The sequence below is a fragment of the Cupriavidus sp. 05T42 genome (genome assembly GCF_056396345.1).
Window position 1 is genome coordinate 102,727 of sequence record NZ_JBFTLH010000007.1, and the last position, 24,171, is coordinate 126,897.

Genomic DNA, 24,171 nt, shown 5'->3' on the forward strand with positions numbered 1-24,171 from the left:
CCTAGGCCGTGGCGGGCTGGGCGGCTGGCGCCCACGGCATCAGCGGCATGCCCAGTGCGGCGGCCTGGCGGCGCTCGTAGGCGTCGAACTCGGCACTGCGCGCGCTGCCGCGCAGGCCACCCCGCACCGCACCCGCGCGGACGTCGGTGAAGTAGTCGGCCCACTCGTCCGGTAGCGGCTGGGCGCCCGGTACGGCCAGCCAGAGCCGCAGCAGGTGGCGCTTGCGGTCGAACTCCTCGTAGTCCTCGAAATTCGTGCGCGAATGCACGGTGACATAGTTGTTCAGCAGTTGCAGGTCGCCCTGTTCAAGCTGCATCGAGAAGCACAGGCTCGGGTCGGTCAGTAGCGCGTCCAGTTCGTCGAGGGCCGCTTCCTGGGCCGCCGTCAGGCGCGGCACATCGTCGAAGTCGCGCTGGGCGGCCACCACGTTCTTGCGGTTGGTGCGCATGGCGAAGGCCCAAGGATGGTTGCCGAGGATGGTGCAGGCATAGTGCGGCGGCTGGGCGGGGTCCTGCGCGCCCTGGTAGCTGTAGTGGAACGGGGCGTGGAGCACGGCTTCGAGGTCCGGGCGGCGGCGCAGCATGGCGTCGCGCAGGGCGATCGAGCTGACTACCTTGCTTGCGCCGCCGCTGCGGGCCGCGCGGCGGCACAGCAGGCCGACCACGTCGCAGGAATCGGTGTGGAAGTCGAGGCCGGCGTTGGTGTTGTAGCCGCGGCCGTTCTTGCCCTTGTACGCGGCGCCCACGTCGCGCACATCGTTCATGAAGTCGCTGGCGCGGTTCTGCGTGCGCGCCACGCCCATGTGCAGGCCCATGCCCCAGTAGGCGAGGCGGGTCTCGTCCTCGGTCCAGCGGTGCACGGGAAAGCCCTTCAGCAGGCACATGCCCCAGCGGCCCTGCGTGGTGTCGATGGCGCGGGCCAGCGCGTCGCGGGCGGCGGCGTCGAGCGGGAAGTCATCGGCGGTCATCTCCAGCAGCGGCTTGTCCAGCGCGATGGCGTGGGTGAGGGCGGTGTCGAAGCTGGCCACTTCGGCGGCGGAGAGGCGCTGGATCCAGGAGGTGTCGCGGTMGGCATCGGCGGCCAGCCACGCGGTGGGACGATAGGCGGTCATGGGGCGGTGTCTCGGAGTCTTATGGAAGGGACGTCTGGGTGCGGGCGCTGGGGGGCGCCTTGCATGACGTCGTGCAGCCAGTCTAAGCTTCAGAACAGCTAAGAAAAAGTGACGTTCCTTGACGTCGCTGATAAGGAAAACTGATGAAGCTGGAGACCTTCGCCACCCTCGCTGCCGTGATCGAGGAGGGCTCGTTCGCGGCGGCTGCCGCCACGATGCACCTCACGCCGAGCGCGGTCAGCATGCAGATGAAGCAACTGGAGCAGTATGTCGGCCAGCCGCTGTTCGATCGATCCGGCCTGCAGGTACGGCCCACCGCCGTGGCCCGCGAGGTGGCCGCCGCCATGGAGGGCGGGCTGCGCTACCTCCATGCGCTGCGGCGCCGGGTGTCCGTGGCCGTGGAGGGTTCGGTGCGGCTCGGGGTGATCGAATCGATCCAGCCGGTGCTGCTGCCGGGCACGCTGCGCTACCTGCGCGACCACTACCCGAAGCTGCGCGTGCGGCCGGTGCGCGGCCGCAGCGCCGGGCTGCTGGATCTGGTCAAGGCGGGGCAACTCGATGCGGCGGTGGTGGCCCGGCCCGAAACCGGCCGCCTGGCGAGCCTGCGCTGGCATCCGGTCGGCACGCGGGAGATGGTGCTGATCGCCCCGCCGGACGCCGGGGAGGCCAGCGCGGCCGAGCTGCTTGCCCGCTACGACTGGATCCGCTACGACCGCGCCACCGTCACCGGCGCCATGGCGGCGCGGTACGTGCACGGGGTGATGCCGGAGAAACGCAGTGCGATGGAGTTCGACAGCGTCATCGCCATCGTCGCCATGGTCAGCGCGGGGCTGGGCGTTTCCGTGGTGCAGTTGATGGACCCGACGGTCTGCGACCGCTACCCGGTGCGGCGCGTGCGGCTGGGGGCCGACGCGCCGACGCTGCAGATCTCGCTCGTGTCGCGCAAGGCGGACGAGGACAGCCGGGTGCTGCAGGCGCTCACGGAGGCCGTGGAGCGCACCTTGCTGCCGGGCGTCCGCTAGGCGTCCACGATGACCTCGAAGCCGCCGAAGATCATGCGCTGGCCGTCGAACGGCATCGGGTCCATGCCTTCCTTGAGCCGCTCGTCGGCCATCGCGGCGGCCATGCCCTTGTCGCGCGCCTCGCGCGACGGCCACAGGATCCACGAGAACACCACCGCCTCGTCGTCCTTGCGCTGAACGGCCATGGTGAACGAGGTGACCTTGCCTTCCGGCACGTCGTCGCCCCAGCACTCCACCACTTTCAGCGCGCCGTGCTCCTTGAACACGGTGGACGCCTTCTGCGCCACCTGCCGGTAGGTTTCCCGATTGGCCGTCTTCACGGCCAGCACGAATCCGTCGATGTATGCCATGGCACTCGCTCCGCTGGGTCTTGGGCTTATCACCATAGACCATGGCCGTGACGTATGACGAATAGTGCCTATTTAGGGGGCGATGCAGCGCCGCCGCAATTGGCGAGGAGCGCCAGCAAGGCCTCCAGCCCCACCGGCTTCACGAGGTGGGCGTCGAAACCATGCGCGCGGGTGCGGTCGCGGTCGGCGGCCTGGCCCCAGCCGGTCAGCGCGACCAGCATCACCGGGCGGTCGCGCCAGGTCTGGCGGATGCGCGTGGCCACCTCGTAGCCATCCATCGACGGCATGCCGAGGTCCAGCAGCACCACGTCCGGCCACCATTGGGCGAGGGCCTCCAGCGCGCTCGCGCCATCGTAGGCCACCGTGGCGGTCGCACCGTACATGTCCAGCAGCATCGCCACGCTGTCGGCGGCATCGCGGTTGTCGTCCACCACCAGCACGCGCACCGGGTTGGGCAGCGAGCCGGGCCGGCTTTTCGCGTCGTCAGCCGCGGCGGGGCCGTCGCTGGCCGGCAGCGAGACGGTGAAGGTGCTGCCGAGCCCCAGCCCGGGGCTGGCGGCCTGGACGTCGCCGCCATGCATCTGCGCCAGCTTGCGCGTCGTGGCGAGCCCGATGCCGAGCCCGCCCTGCGAGCGCGGCGCGTTCTTGTCGAACTGGCCGAACAGCGCGAACAGCCGCCCCAGATGCCCGGGCGGGATGCCGATGCCGGTGTCGGCCACGGCGGCGTGGATGCCGGCGGCGTCGCGCCACGCGTGCACGTCGATGCGTCCACCCGGATCGGTGTAGCGCACCGCGTTCGCCAGCAGGTTGCCGAGGATCTGCGCCAGCCGCACCGCGTCGCCGAGCACCGGCAGCGGGGTGTCGGCCGGCTGGAGCGTCAGCACGTGGCCCGCCTGGATGGCGGCGGGGCGGGCGGCCTCCACGGCATTGCGCAGCACGTCGGCGAGGTCGAGCGGCTCAACCTTCAGCTCGATCACGCCGCGCGTGATGCGCGAGACCTCCATCAGCTCGTCGATCAGCCGCATCATGTGCTCCACCTGCCGGTCGAGCATGGCCTGGAGGCGCGGCGCGTCCATCCGGGTGGCAGCGGCGGCCTGGAGCTGGAGYGCATTGTGGATGGTGGCCAGCGGGTTGCGTAGCTCGTGGGCCAGCGTGGCGAGGAATTCGTCCTTGCGGGCGTCGGCCTCGCGCAGGATGGCTTCGGCCTGCTTGCGCACCGTGATGTCGAGCGCCGTACCCAGCACATTGGCTTGATGCCGCCGGCGACCCTCGCCCTCGAACTCGACCTGTCCATTGGCCGCGTGCCAGTGCTCGCTGCCATCGGGCCAGAGGATACGGTAGTCCACCTCGAAGCCGCCGCCACCACTCTCGTCGGCCGTGGCGATGGCGGTTTCCACGGCCTGCAGCAGCCGGGGCCGGTCATCGGGGTGCACGCGCTGKAGGGTCTCGGCCAGCGGCATGACTTCGGCCTCGCCGCCGCCGCGCAGCTCGCGCATGCGCGCATCCATATAGACCAGCCCGGTTTCCGTGTCCTGCCGGAAGGTGCCGAGCCGGGCGATGGCCACGGCCAGTTGTGCCTGGGTTTCGGTCTTGCGCAGCGCCGCCTCGGCCTCGCGCCGGGCGGTGATGTCGCGGAACAGGACGCCGACCAGCGGGCGCACCCCATCGMCCACGCGGAAGGCGTAGACCTCGAACCAGCGGTCCAGCGCGCGCGCCTGCTCGACGAAGCGACGCGGATGGCCGCGCAGCGCCACCTCGCCATAGATCTCGAACCAGTGGGCCTCGTGCCCGGGTGCGAGGTCGCGCATATTGCGGCCCTGCGCCTGATGCAGCCCGGTCTGGGCCTCGAACACGTGGTTGACGGTGACGAAGCGGTAGTCGATCGCCCGGTCGCCGTCGAAGATCACCTCGATGACGCAGAACGCCTGGTCGATCGCGTCCGCCAGCGCGTGGAAGGCGGCGCTGTCTAGGCCGGCGGCGGCGAGGGCATGCGGGGATTCCTGCACGATGTGGCTTGCCTGGTGGTCAATGCAAAAACGGCCGGCACCACGCATTGCGCGGGTCCGGCCGTTCCGGCGATTCCGCCCCGGGTGCCGGGGCGGAGGGAGCAGTCATCAGCCCTTCACGGCCTCCAGGGCCGCGTTGAGCGTCTTGCTCGGGCGCATCACCGCGTCCAGCTTGTCGAAGTCAGGCTTGTAGTAGCCGCCGATGTCGGCTGCCTTGCCCTGCACGTCCGACAGCTCGCCGACAATGGTCTTCTCGTTGTCGGTCAGCGTCTTGGCCAGCGGTGCGAAGGTCTTGGCCAGTTCGGCGTCGTCCTTCTGCGCGGCCAGTTCCTGGGCCCAGTACATGGCCAGGTAGAACTGGCTGCCGCGGTTGTCGAGCTGGCCGGTCTTCGGCGACGGGCTCTTGTTGTTGTCGAGCAGCTTGCCCGTGGCGGCGTCCAGCGTCTTGGCCAGCACCTTGGCGCGGGCGTTGCCGGACTTGATGCCCAGCTCTTCCAGCGACACGGCCAGGGCCAGGAACTCGCCCAGCGAATCCCAGCGCAGGTGGTTCTCTTCCACCAGCTGGGCCACGTGCTTCGGAGCCGAACCGCCGGCGCCGGTCTCGTACAGGCCGCCACCGGCCATCAGCGGCACGATCGACAGCATCTTGGCGCTGGTGCCCAGTTCCATGATCGGGAACAGGTCGGTCAGGTAGTCGCGCAGGATGTTGCCGGTCACCGAGATGGTGTCCAGGCCGCGGATCACGCGTTCCAGCGTGTAGCGCATGGCGCGCACCTGCGACATGATCTGGATGTCCAGGCCGTTGGTGTCGTAGTCCTTCAGGTAGGTTTCCACCTTCTTGATCAGCTCGGCCTCGTGCGGACGGTACGGGTCCAGCCAGAACACGGCCGGCGTGCCCGAGTTGCGGGCGCGGGTCACGGCCAGCTTCACCCAGTCGCGGATCGGGGCGTCCTTGACCTGGCACATGCGCCAGATGTCGCCCTGCTCGACCTTCTGCGTCAGCGCCGTCAGCACTTCATTGGTGGCGTTGTCGACGATGCGGGCCTCGCCGTCTTCGGCAATCTCGAACGTCTTGTCGTGCGAGCCGTACTCTTCGGCCTTCTGCGCCATCAGGCCGACGTTCGGCACCGTGCCCATCGTCACCGGGTCAAAGGCACCGTTGGTCTTGCAGAAGTTGATGATTTCCTGGTAGATCCGGGCGAAGGTCGATTCCGGGATCAGGCACTTGGTGTCCTTGGTGCGCCCGTCGGCGCCCCACATCTTGCCGCCGATACGGATCATGGCCGGCATCGAGGCATCGACGATCACGTCGTTCGGTGCGTGCAGGTTCGAGATGCCCTTGGCCGAATCCACCATCGCCAGTTCCGGGCGATGTTCGTGGCAGGCGTGCATGTCGCGGATGACTTCCTCGCGCTTCGACTCCGGCAGGGCCTCGATMTTGGTGTACAGGTCCACCAGGCCGTTGTTCACGTTCACGCCCAGTTCGTCGAACAGCTTCTGGTGCTTGGCGAAGGCGTCCTTGTAGAAGACCTTCACGGCGTGGCCGAACACGATCGGGTGCGACACCTTCATCATGGTCGCCTTCACGTGCAGGCTCAGCATGACGCCGGTCTTGCGCGCGTCTTCCATCTGTTCTTCGTAGAAGGCCAGCAGGGCCTTCTTGCTCATGAACATGCTGTCGATGACTTCGCCGTCCAGCAGGGCCACCTTCGACTTCAGGACGATGGTCTTGCCGCTCTTGGTGACCAGTTCCATGCGCACGTCACGTGCGCGGTCCAGCGTGATCGACTTTTCGCCGTGGTAGAAGTCGCCATGCTTCATGTGCGCCACGTGGGTGCGCGAAGCCATGCTCCAGTCACCCATGCTGTGCGGGTGCTTGCGGGCGAAGTTCTTCACGGCGGCCGGTGCGCGGCGGTCGGAGTTGCCTTCGCGCAGCACGGGGTTCACGGCGCTGCCCAGGCACTTGGAGTAGCGCTTCTGGATGGCCTTTTCTTCGTCGTTCTTCGGATCTTCCGGGTAGTCGGGGATCTTGTAGCCCTTCGACTGGAGTTCCTTGATCGCGCTGACGAGCTGGAACAGCGAGGCGCTGATGTTCGGCAGCTTGATGATGTTGGTGTCCGGCAGCAGCGTCAGGCGGCCCAGTTCGGCCAGGTTGTCCGGCACGCGCTGCTCTTCGGTCAGGAATTCGGGGAATTCGCCCAGGATGCGGCCAGCCACCGAGATGTCGCTGGTCTCGACGTTCACGCCAGCCGGGGCTGCGAACGTGCGGATGATGGGCAGGAAGGCACTGGTCGCCAGCAGCGGAGCTTCGTCGGTCAGGGTGTAGATGATGGTTGGCTGCTGGGTACTCATTGCTTATCTCGCATCAAGAATCAGGTTGGAAAATGCCCCGGGTGGGTCACAGCCGGGGGCAAKACCCGAATTTTGCCTTATTTTTGGTGTCGGGAGGGGCGAACCATTGCGGTTTTTGCGCGGATGTATGCAAAGGCATTCAGATGTCGAAGTCGTCTCTGTCGCGCATCAAGCCTGCAAGTCCGTCAATTGTCGGCCATCTTCCTTCAAATTGCCGACTGACGGCTAGGTGTGGAACCCTTGCGGCGCAGGGTCCACGCCGGAGCGCTCCACGGCGGCAATGACCTGGGCGCCGAACAGCAGCAGCGTGGCGGCAATCTCCAGGCTCAGCAGCACCACGATGGCCGTGGTCAGGGAGCCGTACACCCGCCCCACCTGCGACAGCGTGGCGAAATACCAGACCAGCACGTGGCGGGACACCTCCCAGAGCACGCAGGCGAAGACCGCCCCCACCAGCGCATGGCGCACGGACAGCCGGCCCACCGGCATAACGAGGTAGATCGAGGTCAGCAGCAGGATCTCGCCGGCCAGCCCGAGCAGGTAGAGCAGGGTGCCGGACAGGCGGTCCAGCGACCATTCATGGCCGAGCACCTCCAGGTGCCGTTCGCCGATGGTCTGGAGCCCGCCCGCCACCAGCGTCACCACCAGCAGTCCCACGCTCAGCACGAGGATGTAGCAATAGGGCAGGATGGCCGAGACGAGGAAATGCCGCCGCCGGATGGCCACGCGATGGATGAAGATGACCGACATGGCGTTCTCCAGCACGGTGAAGGCCAGCGAACTGAAGAAGATCATCGTCACCAGCAGCACCCAGCCGAGGGCGCGGTGGTCCATGAAGCGCGCCAGTTCGGCCACCAGTGCGCGCGACTGCCCGGGCAGTAGCCATTCCAGATAGCGCGCCAGCGTATCGAGCAGCCGGGCCGGCTCGATCACGTGCGACAGGCCAATCAGCATCAGGATCAGCAAGGGCACGATCGACAGCAGCGCGTAGTACGCCACCGCCCCGGCCAGCAGCAGGCCCTGGTTGGCGCGGAATTCCCGGAGCGTGGTCAGGATGAAACGCCCGGGGTGCTGGAGGACGTGCCGGATGCGGGTGTCGAGGATGGGCATGGGAGGCAAGGAGGCGTCACAGACCAATGTGGCCCATCGGCGGTGCCCCGGCAAGGCGAGTTTGTCCGACACGGTGCCCGGGGCTGTACACGGTGCTGTACAGATCGGCCCGAAAGTCATGCCGATCTGTATCCAATCGACGCTGGCCCCCGTCCCTATAATGGCCCAATCCCCCGAAGTCGCCCTTTTTGAAGGAAATCCGACATGCTCGATTGGCACGACCTGGCCTTTTTCGCCCTGGCGGCCCTTGTTCTGGTGCTGACGCCGGGGCCGAACATGATCTATTGCGTGTCCCGCGCGCTGTGCCAGGGCCGAGCGGCGGGGCTGGTCTCGCTGGCGGGCGTGCTGCTCGGGTTTGTGGTCCACCTGATGGCCGCCGCGCTGGGGCTGACCGCGCTGCTGATGGCGGTGCCCTTCGCCTTCGATGCCATCCGGCTGGCCGGCGCGGCCTACCTGCTCTGGCTGGCCTGGCAGGCGGTGCGCCCCGGCGGCGCCGCGCCGTTCCAGKCCCGGGCGCTGCCCGACGATCCACCGCGCAAGTTGTTCAGCATGGGCTTTGTCACCAATCTGCTGAATCCCAAGGTGGCGATGTTCTACCTGTCGTTCTTCCCGCAGTTCCTGCATCCCGAGCAGGGCTCGGTGCTGTGGCAGAGCCTGCAACTGGGCGCGGTGCAGATCGGCGTCAGCGGCGCGGTGAATTTGCTGCTGGTGATGGGGGCGTCCGGGATTACCGCATTCCTGTCGCGTAGCGAGCGGTGGTTGCGTGCGCAGCGCTATGTGATGGGAACCGTACTTGGCGCGCTGGCCATGCGCATCGCGCTGACAGACCGGAAGTAGCCCGATTCAGCGCGTGGCGTAGGGAAAGTGATGCTGCGCCGCCATCTGGGACAGATGGTCGCGCAGATGGCCCAGTTCGGCCGACAGCTGCAGCGTCAGGAACGCGAACGAGCTATGGCCGATGGACGGATCGTCCGGGTGCGGCGCCGGCAGGGTGATGTTCTGGCGAACCATGGACTCGTCGCCGGCTTCCAGCGCGCTGGAAATTTCCAGCAGCAGGTCGCGGATGCAGTGCTCGTCCCCGCAGGCATCGATGCTCTCGGGCGGAATCGTCGCCAACATCTCCAGCGCGCTGATGCACACCCGCGCGCAGTGCTGGACCTCCTCCAGATCCGCCGGCAGCGTGCCGGTTTCCTTCGCTACCGAGGGGATCAGGCTGCGCAGCTGCACCAGCGGCGGGCCCAGCTTCATCATGGCCTGCTGCCGCTCGCTCTCATCCGCAAAACCCCGTTCGATCTTGGCGTGCACGGCCGCACAGGCGCGCAGCAGCCCGGCCAGCTTGAAACGCCACGAATATGACGCATAGGCCGGCAGCGCGAACGAGAACACCAGCGCGATGGCCGTGCCGATCATCACATCGACCGTGCGCCAGAGCGCGTCATAGACGTTCTGGTCGCCGTGGCCGGCCGTGATGACCACCGTAATGCCAGCCAGCAGCGCGATATATCCCCCCTTGCCGACCGCATGGTAGGCCGCATACCCGCACGCCACGGCGATCAGCAGGTAGGTCAGCAGCGGAATGCGGAAGTAGCTTTCCTGGAGGATCAGGAACAGGCCGACGAAGGCGCCGATCAGCGTGCCCACCCCGCGCTCGGCGGCGCGGCGGCGGATATTGCCGTGATGCTGGAGCCCGCCAATGACCACGAGCACCGTGATCGACGCCCATTCGCCATGCGGCACGTTGATGCCGGTGGTCAGCGCGATGGACACCAGCAGGGCCAGCGCCACGCGCGTGGCGTGGAAGATGCGGGCCTGGCGGAATCGGCGATCGGGGTCGAACAGCGCGCTTGTTGTATTTCGCAGGGCCTCAAGCATGGGGGCGATCACCTTCAGGGGGGGCCGGGACGCTTGTAGTGTATAGAGCCCGGCGCACGATCCGCAACATGGGCCGCCGCTTCCCTGGCGCTGGGGGTTCCTGGCCGCCATCTGAAGTCATGCAGATCTCATTGAAGTTTATCTAAGCGCACTTTCGAACTTGTCATATTCGATGATGCGAGCCTTCGCCGCATTGTGCTGGCTGCGCCGCGCAGCAGCCGATGCAGCCGTCGCCTTGCCTTCATCCTGTGTCGACATGCTCCGATATGCGCAACCCCTCGCCGTCGCCGTCCCGTACCGTCTCTGTCCGTTGCGCCGGTCTGCCCACGTTGATGGGTGCACCGGCGCTGGTGTTCTCGCGGCTGTCCGGGACGGAGCGGCTGTGCGAGTTGTTCGAATACGAAGTGCAGCTGAAGACGCCCGACGCCCGGTATGCGCCGTCCGGTCCGGCGGCGAACCTCGACACGCAGGCCCTGCGCGGCCAGGAACTGACGGTGGCCATCGAACTCGATGGCAGCGGCACCGGGCCAGTTGGCCGCACCGGCGTGGGCACGCGGGAGATCACGGGGCTGATTACCGACGTGCGTGGCCCGATCCCGCAAGGCCGGCAGATCGCCTACTGCCTGACGCTGCGCCCGTGGCTCTGGCTGGCCACGCTGACCACGAACTTCCGCGTCTTTCAGCAACAGACCGTGGTCGGGATCCTCGAAGCGCTGCTCTCCGCCTACACCTTCTCCATCGAATGGCGCCTCGACGTGGGCCGCTACCCCAGCCGTGAATACCAGGTCCAGTACGGCGAGAGCGACTTCGATTTCTTCCAGCGCCTGACCCAGGAGTGGGGCATTTCCTGGCACATCGCGCACAGCGATGGCAAGCACCGGCTGGTGCTGACCGATGCCAACAGTGCCTTCGCGCCATACACCAGCCCCGCCTACCACACCATTCGCTGGCAGCGCAGCGCGGACCGCATCGACGAGGAGTGCCTGCACGCGTTCGTGCTGCACGACCGCCTCGTGTCCGGCCAATGGACCAGCTCCGACTACGATTTCGTCAAGCCAGGCGCGGATCTGGCGGTGCGCTCGGCGGCGCCGCTCGATACCGCGCATGCCGAGGCAGAGATCTATGAATATCCGGGCGACCATGGCCAGCCCGCCACCGACAACGACCCGTGGCGCGAAGGCGGCCATCTCGCCCAGTTGCGGATGGAGGCACTCCGCCAGCACGGCAGTCGGGCGAGCGGACGCGGCCACGTGCGCGCGATGGTGCCCGGATGCACGTTCAAGCTGAGCCATTTTGTCCAGGACAAGGCCAATCGCGAGTACCTGATCCTCGGCACCGATCTGGAGATCGAGGATGTCCCCGAAGTGTCGGGCATGGGCCAGCAGTGGCGTTGCGAGGTCGCCTTCACGGCGCAGCCGACGAACGTGCTGTTCCGGCCCGAGCGGACCCAGCCCAAGCCGCGCACCAGCGGCCCGCAGACCGCCACGGTGGTAGGGCCGGAGGGCGAGGAGACGTGGACCGACGCGTACGGGCGCATCCGTATCCAGATGCATTGGGACCGGATCGGCCAGCGCAACGCCAACAGCTCATGCTGGGTGCGGGTGTCTTCGGCGTGGCAGGGCAATCGCTTCGGGGCGGTGCACGTGCCGCGCATCGGCCAGGAGGTGGTGGTCGAGCACCTGAATGGCGATCCCGATTGTCCTATCGTCACCGGCCGTGTACCGAACCGTCTCAATATGCCGCAGTGGCCGCTGCCGGCGCAGCACGCGCTGTCCGGCTTTGTCAGCAAGGAATTGCATGGCGAGCGGGCCAACGCCTTTGTCCAGGACGATACCCAGGGAGAAATCCAGACCCAGCTGCAGAGCGGCCATCAGACCTCCTGGCTGGGCCTCGGCTTTCTGACACGCGTGCTGCACGGCGCCGGGCGCAAGGACAAACGGGGCGAGGGTTTCGAGCTGCGCACGGACGGGCAGGGCGTCGTGCGCGCCCACGGCATGCTGCTGACCACCGAGCGACGTGCCAACGCCCGGGCGCATCACAAGGACATGGGCGAGACCGTGGAGCGGCTGGCAGTGGCGCGCGCGCAGCAGGAAACGCTGGCCGAACTGGCGCAGCAGCACGCGGCGCAGGACGCGGCCGACCAGGCCGACCACGCCGAAGTGGCCCGCGCCATCCAGCAGCAAAACGAGGACATCCACGGCACAGGAACTGCCAATGCGGATGCCGGCAGCTTTCCGGAACTGTCCGCGCCGCACCTTGTGCTGGCCAGCCCGGTCGGCATCGAGGCCACCACGGCGCGCTCGACGCACCTCGCTTCGGGCGAGCATCTGGCGCTTACCAGCGGTGGGCATACCAGCCTTGCCGTGGGCAAGCGGCTGCTGGCCAGCGCGAGCCGGGGAATGCGGATCTTCATCCAGAGCATGGGGTGGCGGCTGGTGGCGGCCGGCGGCGACATCGACCTGCGTGCGCTGCGCGACAGCATCAACCTGCTGGCCCGGCTCGGGATCACAGCCACCGCCGACCGGATCACGCTGTCGGCCCGGCAGGAGCTCGTCATCAGCGGTGGCGGCAGCAGCACCACCTATGGCGCGGGCGGCATCACGCATCGCACGGGCGCCGCGTATGTCATTCGCACCGCCAGCTATGCCCTGATCACCGCGCAGCGCGGCGCCGTGGCGTTCCCGCCGGCGCGCAAGCCCGGGCAAGGCAATCTCGAACTGTTCAACCGCTACGCCAACCACACCGGCATCGGCGGGGAGTTCCGCGTGGAGGATGCCTTGGGCAAGGCCGTGGCCGGCCGGCTGAACGCTCAGGGCTTCGCGGCGGTCAGTGGGCTCGCACCGGGCCCTGCCACGGTGAGCTTCGGCAAGGACCCCGCCGATACCTGGGTCGAGGCCAGTCATGTCGGCCAGCCGGAATGGCCACCGCGCGTGGCGCGAACGGAGGAAGACAGTGCGGTGGCCCAGAGCGCCGCCGGGCTTGTCGCGGAACAGGTGCGCGCTGCCGCGAGCCGGGCCAGCGAGCTTGGCCAGACGCTGCAGAGCGCGCGACAGCTCGCCGCGGCGGTCAAGACTATTCCCGATGGTTTGGCGGAATTCGGCCTGTCCGGCGCCCAGTCACTGCTGGGCCAGGCAGTGCCGACGTCGATGCCGGTACCGACACTGGCCAAGGCCGTATCGCATCCCACGCGGCCTTCGATCGCCACGCCGGGGTTTGTTTCCTGATTCCCGCCGAAGCCCATCCATCGCCAATACCCCGAGCCATGCCAGAACCGAGACCTTCACCCGCTCCGCGCCCGCCCGAGACAGCAGTGGCCCCGCTCAATACCATCGACGTGGAAGATGTGGGCCGGGGTGCCGCGCAGGTCGATGCGTGGCTGCGGCAGGCCAGTGGCGGGCTGGTGACGCTGGCGCGCATCCAGACCGTGGCCGGTGGCTTGCCCGTGCTGGGCAACATCATGGCACTGGTCGATGCACTCAACGACATCTTCGTGCTGATGCGCAGCCGCTCGCGCGATGTGCTCGACTGGGCCAGCCTCGGGATCAACCTGATCGGCGTGCTGCCGTTGCCACCGGGCATGGCAGCGGCACGCATGAGCCTGCGGCCCACGCTCGCACTGGTTCGTCAGGAACTGCGCCAGGCTGCCACAGCCACACTTGGCGATGGGCTGATCGAGGTGCTGGTCGGACATTTGAACGCCACCATCATCGGCGAGCTCGACGACTTTGTGCAGCAGGCGCAGACGAAGCTGGGCGCCATCCTCGACGATGCCGGCGCGTTGGGCGAGAGGCTGCTGGGCGAGATGGCCGGCGGAATGGAAGCCGTCGCGCTGGGCCAGCTGGATGCCGCCGGCAGTGCGCGGTCGGCCCGCACGCGAGCCGGTGTTGCAGCCGGGCAGTGGCTTAACGACCCCCGGGCGGCCATCAGTAATGTCTTTGGCGCGGTGTGGGATGCCCACAAGGCGGCGGGCAAGGCGGGGGCCAACAAGGCGGTGCGGCTCGCGATGCCCGAGAAGATGCGGCAGCAGGTGGCGGCCAGCGCGGGCGCCTTGCGCGAGATGGGCCCGACGCTGCGGGCGCAACTGGCGAAGTTGGCTGATCCGCGGGCCGCGCACAGCCTCGGCTGGCTGCTGGCGATACTTGCCCAGGCGGTGGCGCGCTGGCGCCAGAAGCGGCGCGCCGGCCAGAGCGCCAATGTTCACCCGAAACACACCAGCGAGGCGCGGCAACGCGCGCAGGATGGCGAGCTGGGCGCCATCGGCCGTCAGGCGCCAGCACGGGGCAGCCCGGGCTGCCGGAACTGCCCGGCGCCGTCCGGCAGCCGGCGCAGCATCAGCTTCGCCACCGGCGACGAGACGCTGTCGCACACCGATTTCATCCTGCCGGGGCAGCTGCCGCTTGCCTGGACGCGTACCTACCGCTCAAGCCTCGCMGCCTACGACACCGGTGTATCGAACCAATGCGGCGCGCGTTGGATCACCCCGTACACCACCCGCTTCGATCGGGCGTCCAAAGGCGTGGTGTATCACGCGGCCGATGGCCGCAGCCATGCCTATCCGCTCCCCGAGATCGGCAAGTTCCACCACGATCCGATCGAGAACATCACGCTTGTGCGGGTGTCGGAGAACACGCTGACGCTCGCTCGGGGCTTCGAGGGTCAGGAGACCTATCGCCTTCACGGGCAGCGCTTCCGTCTGACCGGCATCGAGCTGCGCAGCGGCGCGGGCGTGGCGCTGCACTATGACCATCGCGTTCATGGCGACACTGTGTTGTCGGATGTGATCGCCTATCAGGGAGCGGCGACGCTGGCGCATATCGGCATCCGCCCCGACGCGGCCGGGCGCATTGCCGAACTGTGGCAGATCGTCGACGGCCAGCTCGTGCGGCAGCTCTCGCGCTATACCTACGACGACGCGGGCGATCTCGTGATGGCGCAGGACGAGAACGCCGCCCATTGGGACTACACCTACCGGCATCACCTGCTCACGCGCTACACGGACCGCACCGGACGCGGCACGAACCTGCAGTGGCACGGCGATGGCCCGGATGCACGGGCCGTACGCGAATGGGCCGACGACGGCAGCTTCGACAYCCGCCTGGCGTGGGACCCCGACATCCGCGTGACCTGCGTAACCGACGCGCTCGGCCATGAAACCCGCCACTACTACGACATCCTCGGCTACACCTATCGGATCCGGTATCCCGACGGACTATCCGAATGGTTCTTCCGCGACGAGGCCAAGCATGTCGTCAGGCATGTGCATGGGGACGGCGCCGTGGACCGGTTCGCCTACGACGGACGCGGCAACCTGCTCGAGCACCTGCGCCCGGACGGCAGCGCGGTGCACTACGCCTGGGACGACGCCGATCAGCTCATTGGGATCCGGGACGCCGAGGGTGGGCTGTGGCAGCGCCGTCATGACGACCGGGGCAACCTGATCGAGGAGACGGATCCGCTCGGACACAAGACCGAATACGCCTACAACCAGGCAGGCCTGCTGGTGGAGATCCTCGACGCCCGGGGCGGGAGGAAGCAATTGGCCTACACCGCCTCGGGGCAGCTCGCCAGCTACACCGATTGCTCGGCCAAGACCAGCACCTGGCAGTACGGCGCACGCGGCGAACTGGTGAAATTCGCCAATGCGGCAGGCGAGGCCACCCAATACCAGTACGAGGGTGGCCAACTGGCCAGCGTCAGCCATCCCGATGGGCGCGCGGAAACCTTCGAGCGCGACGCGGAAGGTCGTTTGCTGGCGCATACCGATGCGCTGCGCCGGCGCACGACTTGGCACTACGGCGAGGCCGGCCTGATAGCGGGGCGCACGGACGCGGCGGGCCGCATGCTCGGCTACCAGTGGGACAAGCTCGGACGGCTCATTACACTCGTCAACGAGAACGACGCCAGGACCGAGTTCCACTACGACCCGGTGGGGCGCCTGCTTGAGGAAATCGGCTTCGACGGCCGGACCACGCGCCACTACCATGACCCGGCGACGGGCAGGCTGGCGCGGAGCGTCGATGCCGGGCAACTGCAAACCACGTACGCGTTCGATGCCGCCGGTCGCCTGATTCGCCGCGAGGCTGGCCGGCTGGATCGACAAGGCCAGGTCGGGCGCAGCGAGGCCGAGACCTTCGCMTACGATGGCAACGGCCGCATGATTCTGGCCGAGAACGCGGACAGCCGCCTGCAATGGTTCCACGACGCCGCGGGCAATGTGGTGCGCGAACATCAGCACTACCGGTGCCTGGAGCAGCAGCTGGTGGCGGTCTGGCGGCACGAGTTCGACGCGCTGCACCAGCGCATCGCCACGATCCGCCCGGACGGGCACCGCGTGGCCGTACTGACCTACGGCGCGGGCCACGTGCACGGCGTGATGCTTGATGACCGCGAACTGGTCCATCTTGAGCGCGACGACTTGCACCGGGAGGTGCTTCGCACACAGGGCAATMGGCTCTCCCACGCGCAGGCGTACGATCCGGCGGGGCGGCTGATGGAACAGACGCTGTCTCACGTCGATGGCGCGCGGGCGGGCCATCGTTTGCTGCACCGCCAGTATCAGTACGATGCGGTGGGACAGCTATCGGGCATCCATGACATGCGGCGCGGCGCGCTGCGATATCGCTATGACCCCGTGGGCCGGCTGCTCGCTGCGCACAGCGCACTGGGCAGCGAAACTTTCGCCTTCGACCCGGCCGGCAACCTGCTCGACGATCCCGATACGCGCTGGTATGCGTCCACGCCCGAACATGGACGACGGGCCACCGACAGCCGCCTGACCGGTCACCCCAGGCTGGTGGACAACCTGCTCCGGCAGTACGCGGGCACCCACTATCAATGGGACGAGTGCGGCAACCTCACGGAGCGCCGGATCCATGGCGTGACTGGGTCCTTTACGTGGGATGCCTTCAACCGGCTGGTCGGTTACCGCACTGCGGACCAGTCGGTGCAATACATCTACGACGCGCTCGGGCGCAGGCTGGTCAAGTCGTCATCCGCCCACGGCGTCACGCTCTATGGCTGGGACGGCGACCAACTGGCGTGGGAAAGCCGGCCAGACCGCAGCACGCACTATCTCTACGAGCCCGGCACCTTCGTACCGCTGGCCCAGGCGGTGCGCCATGACGCCATCGCCCTGCATCGCGAGCCCGATTACGGGGGCGACTAYGATATCGATGACGATCCGCTCTGGACCGAGGACATCGCCCCGCAGCCGTTCGACGCCATCGCCTGGTACCAATGCGATCACCTCGGCACACCGCAGGAGTTGACCGACGAGACCGGCGAGATTGCATGGTCTGCCCAGTACAAGGCATGGGGCGCCGCGCGCGAGGTCATCACCGAAGCGGCGCGCAAGGCAGGCATTGCCAACCCACTGCGCTTCCAGGGCCAGTATTACGACCAGGAAACCGGGCTCCATTACAACCGGCACCGGTACTATGATCCGGTAAGCGGGCGGTATGTCAGCAAGGACCCGATTGGGCTGGAAGGCGGGATTAATGCCTACGCGTATGCACCCAATGCGCTGGAATATATTGACCCGCTGGGGTTGTCGGCGCGTGAAAAGACTACGACTTTTTATCATGCGGGGGATATTAGGGGGCCTATTGATGTATCGGAGGGGCGTAGAAGATTGGATTTCAACCCMGCGGGTAAAGGCGGGTTTTATGTCACGACAAATAGAGGGCAAGCTGTTGACTGGATGGATCGGCGCAGCCATCCCAGGATCACTAAATTTGTGATCCCGAATTCTGAATTGGCAAGGCTGGACGTTAAAGTATTCGACTCCGTTGATGCCGAATGGGCTAATTTTGTTGTTCGTGGGCGAAAAGGCACACTTCTGCATGAGTACGATGCGGTAAGTGGGCCGATGGTTGATAACCCTCKGGCGGTAAGAGAGAGGAATGCTCCACCGAAGGGAAGTGGATGTCAGTTTGCCATTTTTAGTGCCAAGGCGGCTGCGATGTTCGATAAATATAATGCGGGGGACTGTTAGTCAATGGACGCAAGTAATATCGTAGATGGTATCGTGATTGTTAATGATAGAAACCCAGAGGAAAGTGTTATTTTTAACTTTCATACCTGGGTGTCAATCATAAAAGCGATCATCGTTAGGTATTCTGAAAAGAACGAGTACGAGGCCGAAAAAATAATTATGGATTCTTGGCTCGTAAAGAGGGCTCTAGAGGATTATATGGCCATTGTCGTACGGGCACATGAACTCGATTATCATTGGGCTATGATACTCGTTCATGGGGAGCGCTATTGGCGCAGAGGGATAAGTGAGATCGAACCAGATGATTTCTGGGAATGGGAGGAGGAATATAAAAGAGATCACAACCTGAAACAGGAGAGCTTCATTTTCAGACATCCACCAAAAGCCCCTCCCGTAACACAACACATCTGAGAGGCGAAGGCGTATCGTCCAAGAGCGTCGCAAGACACGCTGGGCCCACACTGGCCAAAGGTTGTCGCGGGCGGGCGTAAAGGTGGGCACATGGATAAGATGCAGTAAGTGGCCCGATGATAGAAAATCCGGGCGGGTGAAAAATGATGCACATCCTGTGGCTAAAGGGTGTCAGTTTGCAATTTTCTCGGCGAAGCCAGTGAGATATTTGACCGACACAAAATCGGGGAGTGTTAGTGCGATGGATGAAGACAGGATCGTGGACGGCATTTTGGTTGTTGATGATGAGGATCCTGGGGCGAACGTCATTTTCAATTTTCATACCTGGGTCTCGATCATCGAGGCAATCATAGTGAGATATGCGGGAAAAACAGAGGCTGAGGCGAAAGCTCTCGTTCGCTGCTCGTCATTGGTAGAGAATGCTTTGAATGGATATATGGCCATTGTTATGCGTTCGCACGACCTTGAATATCATTGGGCGATGCTGCTGGCGCATGGTCCGCAATACTGGATAAGGGGTATCGACTCGAATGAGCCCGAAGGTTTTTGGGGTTGGGAAAAGCAATACAGAAAAGAGCATAACTTGAAGGACCGGAGCTTTGTTTACAGTGACGAATTACCGGAGTAGCGTGCAATGTGAATAACGGGGGTGATAATGGCAATGGACAAAGGAAAGATTGTCGATGGTATTCGAATCATTAATAACATGAACMCGAGGGAGGTCGTTATTTTCAACTTTCAGAATTATTTGGCCATTGTCATGCGGGCACATGAACTCGATTATCCTTGGGCTATGATACTCGTTCATGGGGGGCTATTGGCACAGGGGGATAAGTGAGATCGAACCAGATGATTTCTGTGAGTGGGAGGCGGAATATAAAATGGATCACCAACCTGAAACAGGAGAGCTTCATTTTCAGCATCCACCAAACAATCGTCCCGTAACGCAGCATCGCCTGCTAGGCGAAGGCGTATCGTCGTGACGAATTACTGGGGGAGGCGCACCCGATTTATGAATCCGCAGTTAATAAGGTCGCAATGGAAGAAAGCAGAATCGCCGACGGTATCGTCATCGTTAATGATCGCGACGCCAGAAGAAGTGTCGTTTTTAATTTTCGTACCTGGGTGGCTATAATCCAGGCCATAATGGTGAAGTACGGTGGCCTGAATGAAGATGAGGCGAAATCTATCCTCTTTGCTTCCTCTTTAGTGGAAGATGCGCTGGACGGATATATGGATGTGACCCTACGCGCCCACGAACTCGACTACCATTGGGCGATGCTGCTGTCCCATGGCGAGCAGTATTGGCGGAGAGGTATTGATTCAGCCCCGCCTGAAGATTTTTGGGCGTGGGAAAAGCAATACAAGAAAGAGCACAAGCTGGAAGATCGGAGCTTCGTGTTTTTTCGTAACCCGGACGGTGAAAAATTGCCGAGGTAGCGTGATCGGCACAGGATCTGTGAATCATGGGGATGATGAGCTAGCAATGGATGAAAGCAAAATTGTCGATGGTATCGTCATCGTCAACGACCGCGATCCTAGAGAAAGTGTTGTTTTTAACTTCCGTAGCTGGGTGGCGATAATCCAGGCCATCATGGTGAAGTATGCGGGTAAGTCGGAGGAGGAAGCCAAGTCCCTTGTCCTGGACTCACCCTTAGTAGAGCACGCTCTAGATAGATATATGGCCATTGTCGTGCGTGCACACGAACTGGACTATCACTTTGCTATGCTACTGGCTCATGGTGAGCAGTATTGGCACAGGGGTGTCGATTCGGACCCCCCGGGAGATTTTTGGAAGTGGGAGGAGCAGTACAGGCTTGATCACAACCTGGAAGCGGACGACTTTATCTTCAGTGATGAGGAGTGAAATTATCGAATCGGGCCTGGGTTGCAATGAGAACGGCTAAAACAAAATCTGTGCGTTGACGCCACGGGTTCTGGGGAGCCAACGTCTCCAATCGCAACTGACGCGACATAGGGCCGAGCGCGCCTCACGGACGCGCCAGCCTGGACGGACACACCCCTACGACGGATCCTTAGTTCGCGTCCGCGAAACCGCCGACATCACTCCAATTCCCAGTACCACCAAGCAGGCAATACCGATATAAACCGGAGCCAACCCAGCGATGCTGAGGCCCCAGGCGATGCCGCCGACAAGCAGCATGAGCCCGATGAGATAGAGCGCGAAGGACATGAGTGACACCTCCCAGACAGAAAGTGGTGGCATCCGCGCGTGTCGTGCGGATGCGCCTGTCTGTCAATGTAGGCAAGGTGCCTGCCGGCCGGGATCGGTCGATGACCTAGCCTTGCGTAGGCCGGTTCTGACTACCGCCGGGTTGGGACCGGCGGTGTGATGCGTATGTAACTCAGCCGGCCGCCAGGCTCACGCCGCTTGCGGCGTTCTGCGCGCGGCCGTCGCGGCCATACATCTCGTTGGGGCCCGAGCCGCCCTGGCGCAGCACCTGGATGGCTTCCTGCGTGAATTCGAGGTGGGCGTTGACGATGGCGCCGTTCAGCGCGTTGGCGTCCTTGGCCTTGCTGGCGAAGAACACCACCTTGCGCCACGCTTCGGTCACGTCCGCGTCCACCAGCCCGCCCACGAGCAGGCCCGCCGGGCCCACGCGCAGGCCCAGCGCAATCATCTGCGCCTCGCGCGCCGCGGTAGCGCGCGTGAGGCCCTGAGCCAATTCCATCTTCTGGTTGAGCAGCTMGCTCAACGCCTGGAAATCCTGGCGTTTGATGGCGTCGCGCTCCTCGGCGAGGGTGCGGCCAAATGCGGCGATGGCGTCAGCTTCGAGCTTCAGGGTCTGGATCAGGGCTTGGCTCATGTCAGGGAGTTATTGGCTTTCGCCTTGGCTCAACTCGCGCAGCGAAGCGAGCAAGCCATCGGCGATCTTGCTGGGATCGATCTTGATCCTGCCTTCCGCGATTGCCTGGCGGATTTCCTCGACCTTCGCGGTATCGATGTCGTCGTCGGTCTCATTGACCAGGCGCGAACCGATCTCACGTACTTGCGCGGTCAGCGGGCTGACGCGCACGCCGGTCAGGGCGCCGGAAGTCGCGGACGAGGCGGCACCGTTGGCGGCCGGACGGGCTGCGCTGTCGGTTGCCGCGGCATCGGCGGGCAGGGACGGAGTGGATTGGTTGATCTTCACGGTGAAATCCTTGCTGGGTTCCCTTGGCTTATCGGATGTTCCACCCGGAACTTTAGGGTTTTTGCATCCTGATCAGGGTTGGGCGGCATTCTCGCACGCGCCGCCTACGCCTGCTCTTACTTCCTGCTTCCTCGGGAATCCAGGCGACTACTTCAGGCTTCTTCCGTTAAAAAAGTGACGCTTGCTACTGCAGGACAATCGTGTCGCCGCTCCGGACGACGCCGCTGACGACCTGACCGTTGCGCAGACGCACCTGCACCGAATTGCCGGTGGCGGCATCGGCCAGCACCTTGCCTTCACTGGTGAGCTGGAACGAGTCACCTTCGACGGTCACGTTGACGGTCTGGCCCGACTTCACGGCAATCGACTTCTTGAGTAGATCGGTGCGCATGGGCGAGCCGGCCGCGATGCGGTTGGCTGCCACGGCGCCGGCTACCTGTGTCGGATCCGTCACAACGGCGCGCGGCAGCGCGGCCAGGTCGCCCTGGCGCATTTCGAGGTCTGCGGCGCTGATGGTCTCGCCGGGGGCCATCGCGCGGGCCGCCACATAGTAATCAGTCAATACCGACACCCGGGCCTGGACGTAGCGCGTCCAGGGCCGGTCGCCACCGCAGCGCACGCCCACGGCCACGCGGCCCCATGGGGCGGCGCCGGACGGCAGGAACGGGTCGGGAAGGATGCAATCGGGCGCGCGGCCGCCCGAAGGCGGCACCACCTGCACGCTGACCTTGCCCGGCAGGCCGGAGGCCTGGCGCAGCAGGAACTGTTCGACGACCACGCGTACGGGGTCGTCGGCAAACGGGGCGGGAGCCGACGGCGACGCCACCGGCGTGACCTGGGCGGGCGCGGCGGCGGACGGCTGGGCCAGCGCGAAGCCGGCCAGCGCCATCAGCCCGGCGGCGGCCTGGCGAGTGAGGTTCATAGGGGTMATCCCAGCAAGGATGGGGGCGGCGGCACGGGCGGGTCCGCGCGATGTCGCCACACAACATCGGAAATACAACAACGAATCTGTGGGGCAATTGTAGGCAGCCTCGCGCGAAGGGTCGGCGCGAATTGCGCGGATTTCTCGGTCCTATTCGCACGATTGGCGTGACAGGCCGGCCCCTAAGATGGCAACCCTGAAGAAGCCCCCGACCGGGATGCGTATACGTATTCCCAGGTCTACGGCAGTTTTCTCCCCGAAGTTGAAGCCAGAGCAGGAAAGGCAGACATGATCGACAGACTCGATGCGGCGTTGCGCTTCCAGCAGGAAGCCCTGAGCCTCCGGACCCAGCGGCAATCGGTGATTGCCTCGAACATCGCCCACGCGGACACGCCGGGCTACAAGGCACGCGATTTCGATTTCGCCAGCACCCTGGCGACGTCGGTGGAGCGCGGCCGCCAGAGCGAAGGCATGACGCTTTCCACCACGCAGGTGCGCCATCTGCCGGGCCAGGCGCCGACTTCGGGCAGCGCCGACCTCGACTACCGCATTCCGCTGCAGTCGAGCATGGACGGCAACACCGTGGAAATGGACACCGAGCGCGTGGCGTTCGCCGACAACACGGTGCATTTCGAAGCCGGCCTGACGGTCATGAGCAGCAAGATCAAGACGATGCTGTCGGCGATCCAGAGCTAACCAGGACCGACCATGCCCAGCATGAACATTTTCGACGTGGCCGGCTCCGCCATGGCCGCGCAGTCGCAGCGGATGAACGTGACGGCCTCCAACCTGGCCAACGCGGACAGCGCCGTGGCGCCGAACGGCCAGCCGTATCGCGCCAAGCAGGTGATTTTCGAGATGGCGCCTACGCCCGGCCAGTCCGACGTGGGCGGCGTGCAAGTGGCCGGCGTCATGGAAGACGCCGCCCCGGCACGGATGGTGCACAACCCGTCGCACCCGCTGGCGKACGCCAACGGCTACGTGACGATGCCCAATGTGAACCCGGTGGAAGAGATGGTCAACATGATCTCGGCGTCGCGTTCGTACCAGGCCAACGTGGAGGTGCTCAACACCGCCAAGACCATGATGCTGAAGACGCTGACGATCGGTCAGTAATCCACAACTTTTCGAATCCTTCCAGGAACCGCCGGAACCGACACCATGACGACCACTTCTTCCGTCAACAGCAACTCCGCCGTCAACGACGCGCTCAAGGGCGGCAGCTCCAGCGCGGCAGATCTTCAGAACAACTTCCTGAAGATGCTGGTGACGCAAATGAACAACCAGGACCCGCTCAACCCGATGGACAACGCCCAGCTCACCTCGCAGCTGGCGCAGATCAGCACGGTGAGCGGCCTGCAGACGATGAACGAGACCCTGACCGCGCTGCTCTCGCAGACCGCGGCCAGCCGCGCGATGGACTCCGCCAACCTGATCGGCAAGACCGTGATGGTGCCGGGCAACGCGATCACCGTGGCAGACGGCGTGGCCACCAAGATCGGTGTGGACGTGCCGTCCACGGCTGACTCGGTGACCGTGCAGGTGCTCGACAAGAACGGCAACGTGGTCCGCAACATCGACATGAAGGGCCAGACCGCCGGCGTGCACGACATCGCCTGGGACGGCAAGAACGACCAGGGCAACGCCGTGGCCAATGGCGAGTACACCTTCAAGGTGTCCGGCACGGCCGAGGGCAAGGATGTCAGCGCCATTGCGCTGGTCTACGGCAAGGTCCAGTCCATCAGCGGTGACAGCACCGGCGTGCTGGTCGAACTTGGCGACGGCAAGACCGCCAACGTCGACGACGTGCGCCGCATTTCCTGATCCACTTTTACGTATCACCCGGTCCGGCATACGCGCGGGCAAT

General features: G+C 64.9%; 21 protein-coding genes. 11 read left to right on the forward strand and 10 right to left on the reverse strand.

Annotated features, from left to right (window positions below):
• Position 1 precedes the first annotated feature (1 nt).
• Complete coding sequence (locus AC1EJR_RS11695; protein ID WP_477147095.1) at positions 2-1,111, reverse strand: TauD/TfdA family dioxygenase; 1,110 nt, start codon at positions 1,109-1,111, stop codon at positions 2-4.
• 143 nt (positions 1,112-1,254) lie between these two features.
• On the opposite strand from AC1EJR_RS11695, the gene AC1EJR_RS11700 reads away from it, so the two are divergent.
• The gene (locus AC1EJR_RS11700) at positions 1,255-2,133 is read left to right on the forward strand and encodes a LysR family transcriptional regulator (RefSeq protein ID WP_092295872.1); all 879 of its coding nucleotides are present in this window, start codon (positions 1,255-1,257) and stop codon (positions 2,131-2,133) included.
• Here the strand turns inward: AC1EJR_RS11700 and AC1EJR_RS11705 are convergent.
• The 4 genes from AC1EJR_RS11705 to AC1EJR_RS11720 form a co-directional block, all read right to left on the reverse strand.
• On the reverse strand, positions 2,130-2,483 hold the full coding sequence (locus AC1EJR_RS11705) for a DUF1428 domain-containing protein (protein ID WP_092295869.1): 354 nt from the start codon (positions 2,481-2,483) through the stop codon (positions 2,130-2,132). The genes AC1EJR_RS11700 and AC1EJR_RS11705 overlap by 4 nt on opposite strands.
• A 68-nt stretch (positions 2,484-2,551) precedes the next feature.
• The gene (locus tag AC1EJR_RS11710; RefSeq protein WP_477147096.1) at positions 2,552-4,489 is read right to left on the reverse strand and encodes a hybrid sensor histidine kinase/response regulator; all 1,938 of its coding nucleotides are present in this window, start codon (positions 4,487-4,489) and stop codon (positions 2,552-2,554) included.
• A gap of 108 nt (positions 4,490-4,597) precedes the next feature.
• Complete coding sequence (locus AC1EJR_RS11715; RefSeq protein WP_477147097.1) at positions 4,598-6,841, reverse strand: NADP-dependent isocitrate dehydrogenase; 2,244 nt, start codon at positions 6,839-6,841, stop codon at positions 4,598-4,600.
• A 225-nt stretch (positions 6,842-7,066) separates the two neighbouring features.
• Positions 7,067-7,951 (reverse strand): YihY/virulence factor BrkB family protein, encoded by an 885-nt coding sequence (locus AC1EJR_RS11720; protein ID WP_092295860.1) that lies wholly within the window; start codon positions 7,949-7,951, stop codon positions 7,067-7,069.
• A 204-nt stretch (positions 7,952-8,155) separates the two neighbouring features.
• Between AC1EJR_RS11720 and AC1EJR_RS11725 the strand changes: the two genes are divergently transcribed.
• A complete protein-coding gene (locus AC1EJR_RS11725) occupies positions 8,156-8,788 on the forward strand; it encodes a LysE family translocator (protein WP_477147098.1) in 633 nt (210 codons plus the stop codon).
• 6 nt (positions 8,789-8,794) lie between these two features.
• Here AC1EJR_RS11725 and AC1EJR_RS11730 read toward each other — a convergent pair whose 3' ends face one another.
• Positions 8,795-9,823: an FUSC family protein gene (locus AC1EJR_RS11730; RefSeq protein WP_092295854.1), complete on the reverse strand. Its 1,029-nt coding sequence runs from the start codon at positions 9,821-9,823 to the stop codon at positions 8,795-8,797.
• Positions 9,824-10,089: 266 nt separating this feature from the next.
• On the opposite strand from AC1EJR_RS11730, the gene AC1EJR_RS11735 reads away from it, so the two are divergent.
• The 6 genes from AC1EJR_RS11735 to AC1EJR_RS11760 all read left to right on the forward strand — a co-directional run bounded on the left by AC1EJR_RS11735 (position 10,090) and on the right by AC1EJR_RS11760 (position 20,094).
• The gene (locus AC1EJR_RS11735) at positions 10,090-13,047 is read left to right on the forward strand and encodes a type VI secretion system Vgr family protein (RefSeq protein WP_477147099.1); all 2,958 of its coding nucleotides are present in this window, start codon (positions 10,090-10,092) and stop codon (positions 13,045-13,047) included.
• Positions 13,048-13,133: 86 nt separating this feature from the next.
• On the forward strand, positions 13,134-17,816 hold the full coding sequence (locus tag AC1EJR_RS11740; RefSeq protein ID WP_477147100.1) for an RHS repeat-associated core domain-containing protein: 4,683 nt from the start codon (positions 13,134-13,136) through the stop codon (positions 17,814-17,816).
• Between the two features lie 3 nt (positions 17,817-17,819).
• Positions 17,820-18,227: a hypothetical protein gene (locus AC1EJR_RS11745; protein ID WP_313817508.1), complete on the forward strand. Its 408-nt coding sequence runs from the start codon at positions 17,820-17,822 to the stop codon at positions 18,225-18,227.
• Between the two features lie 241 nt (positions 18,228-18,468).
• The gene (locus AC1EJR_RS11750) at positions 18,469-18,855 is read left to right on the forward strand and encodes a hypothetical protein (RefSeq protein WP_313817510.1); all 387 of its coding nucleotides are present in this window, start codon (positions 18,469-18,471) and stop codon (positions 18,853-18,855) included.
• Between the two features lie 410 nt (positions 18,856-19,265).
• Positions 19,266-19,667 (forward strand): hypothetical protein, encoded by a 402-nt coding sequence (locus tag AC1EJR_RS11755; protein ID WP_477113181.1) that lies wholly within the window; start codon positions 19,266-19,268, stop codon positions 19,665-19,667.
• A 46-nt stretch (positions 19,668-19,713) separates the two neighbouring features.
• Positions 19,714-20,094 (forward strand): hypothetical protein, encoded by a 381-nt coding sequence (locus AC1EJR_RS11760; RefSeq protein ID WP_477113182.1) that lies wholly within the window; start codon positions 19,714-19,716, stop codon positions 20,092-20,094.
• Positions 20,095-20,250: 156 nt separating this feature from the next.
• Here AC1EJR_RS11760 and AC1EJR_RS11765 read toward each other — a convergent pair whose 3' ends face one another.
• The 4 genes from AC1EJR_RS11765 to flgA form a co-directional block, all read right to left on the reverse strand.
• Positions 20,251-20,421: a hypothetical protein gene (locus AC1EJR_RS11765; protein ID WP_177219943.1), complete on the reverse strand. Its 171-nt coding sequence runs from the start codon at positions 20,419-20,421 to the stop codon at positions 20,251-20,253.
• 172 nt (positions 20,422-20,593) lie between these two features.
• A complete protein-coding gene (locus AC1EJR_RS11770; protein WP_477147101.1) occupies positions 20,594-21,055 on the reverse strand; it encodes a flagella synthesis protein FlgN in 462 nt (153 codons plus the stop codon).
• A 9-nt stretch (positions 21,056-21,064) separates the two neighbouring features.
• Positions 21,065-21,382, reverse strand: coding sequence for a flagellar biosynthesis anti-sigma factor FlgM (gene flgM / locus AC1EJR_RS11775; protein WP_149138701.1), 318 nt, complete (start codon positions 21,380-21,382; stop codon positions 21,065-21,067).
• A gap of 184 nt (positions 21,383-21,566) precedes the next feature.
• The gene (flgA, locus tag AC1EJR_RS11780; protein WP_477109990.1) at positions 21,567-22,304 is read right to left on the reverse strand and encodes a flagellar basal body P-ring formation chaperone FlgA; all 738 of its coding nucleotides are present in this window, start codon (positions 22,302-22,304) and stop codon (positions 21,567-21,569) included.
• Between the two features lie 288 nt (positions 22,305-22,592).
• On the opposite strand from flgA, the gene flgB reads away from it, so the two are divergent.
• From flgB to flgD, 3 genes are read left to right on the forward strand one after another with little or no spacing between them, the layout of a single operon-like run.
• Positions 22,593-23,000 (forward strand): flagellar basal body rod protein FlgB, encoded by a 408-nt coding sequence (gene flgB / locus AC1EJR_RS11785; RefSeq protein WP_092295839.1) that lies wholly within the window; start codon positions 22,593-22,595, stop codon positions 22,998-23,000.
• A 12-nt stretch (positions 23,001-23,012) separates the two neighbouring features.
• Positions 23,013-23,420, forward strand: coding sequence for a flagellar basal body rod protein FlgC (gene flgC / locus AC1EJR_RS11790; RefSeq protein WP_477147102.1), 408 nt, complete (start codon positions 23,013-23,015; stop codon positions 23,418-23,420).
• A 45-nt stretch (positions 23,421-23,465) separates the two neighbouring features.
• Positions 23,466-24,128, forward strand: a complete 663-nt coding sequence (flgD, locus tag AC1EJR_RS11795) for a flagellar hook assembly protein FlgD (RefSeq protein ID WP_092295833.1) — start codon at positions 23,466-23,468, stop codon at positions 24,126-24,128.
• The last annotated feature ends 43 nt before the right edge of the window (positions 24,129-24,171 follow it).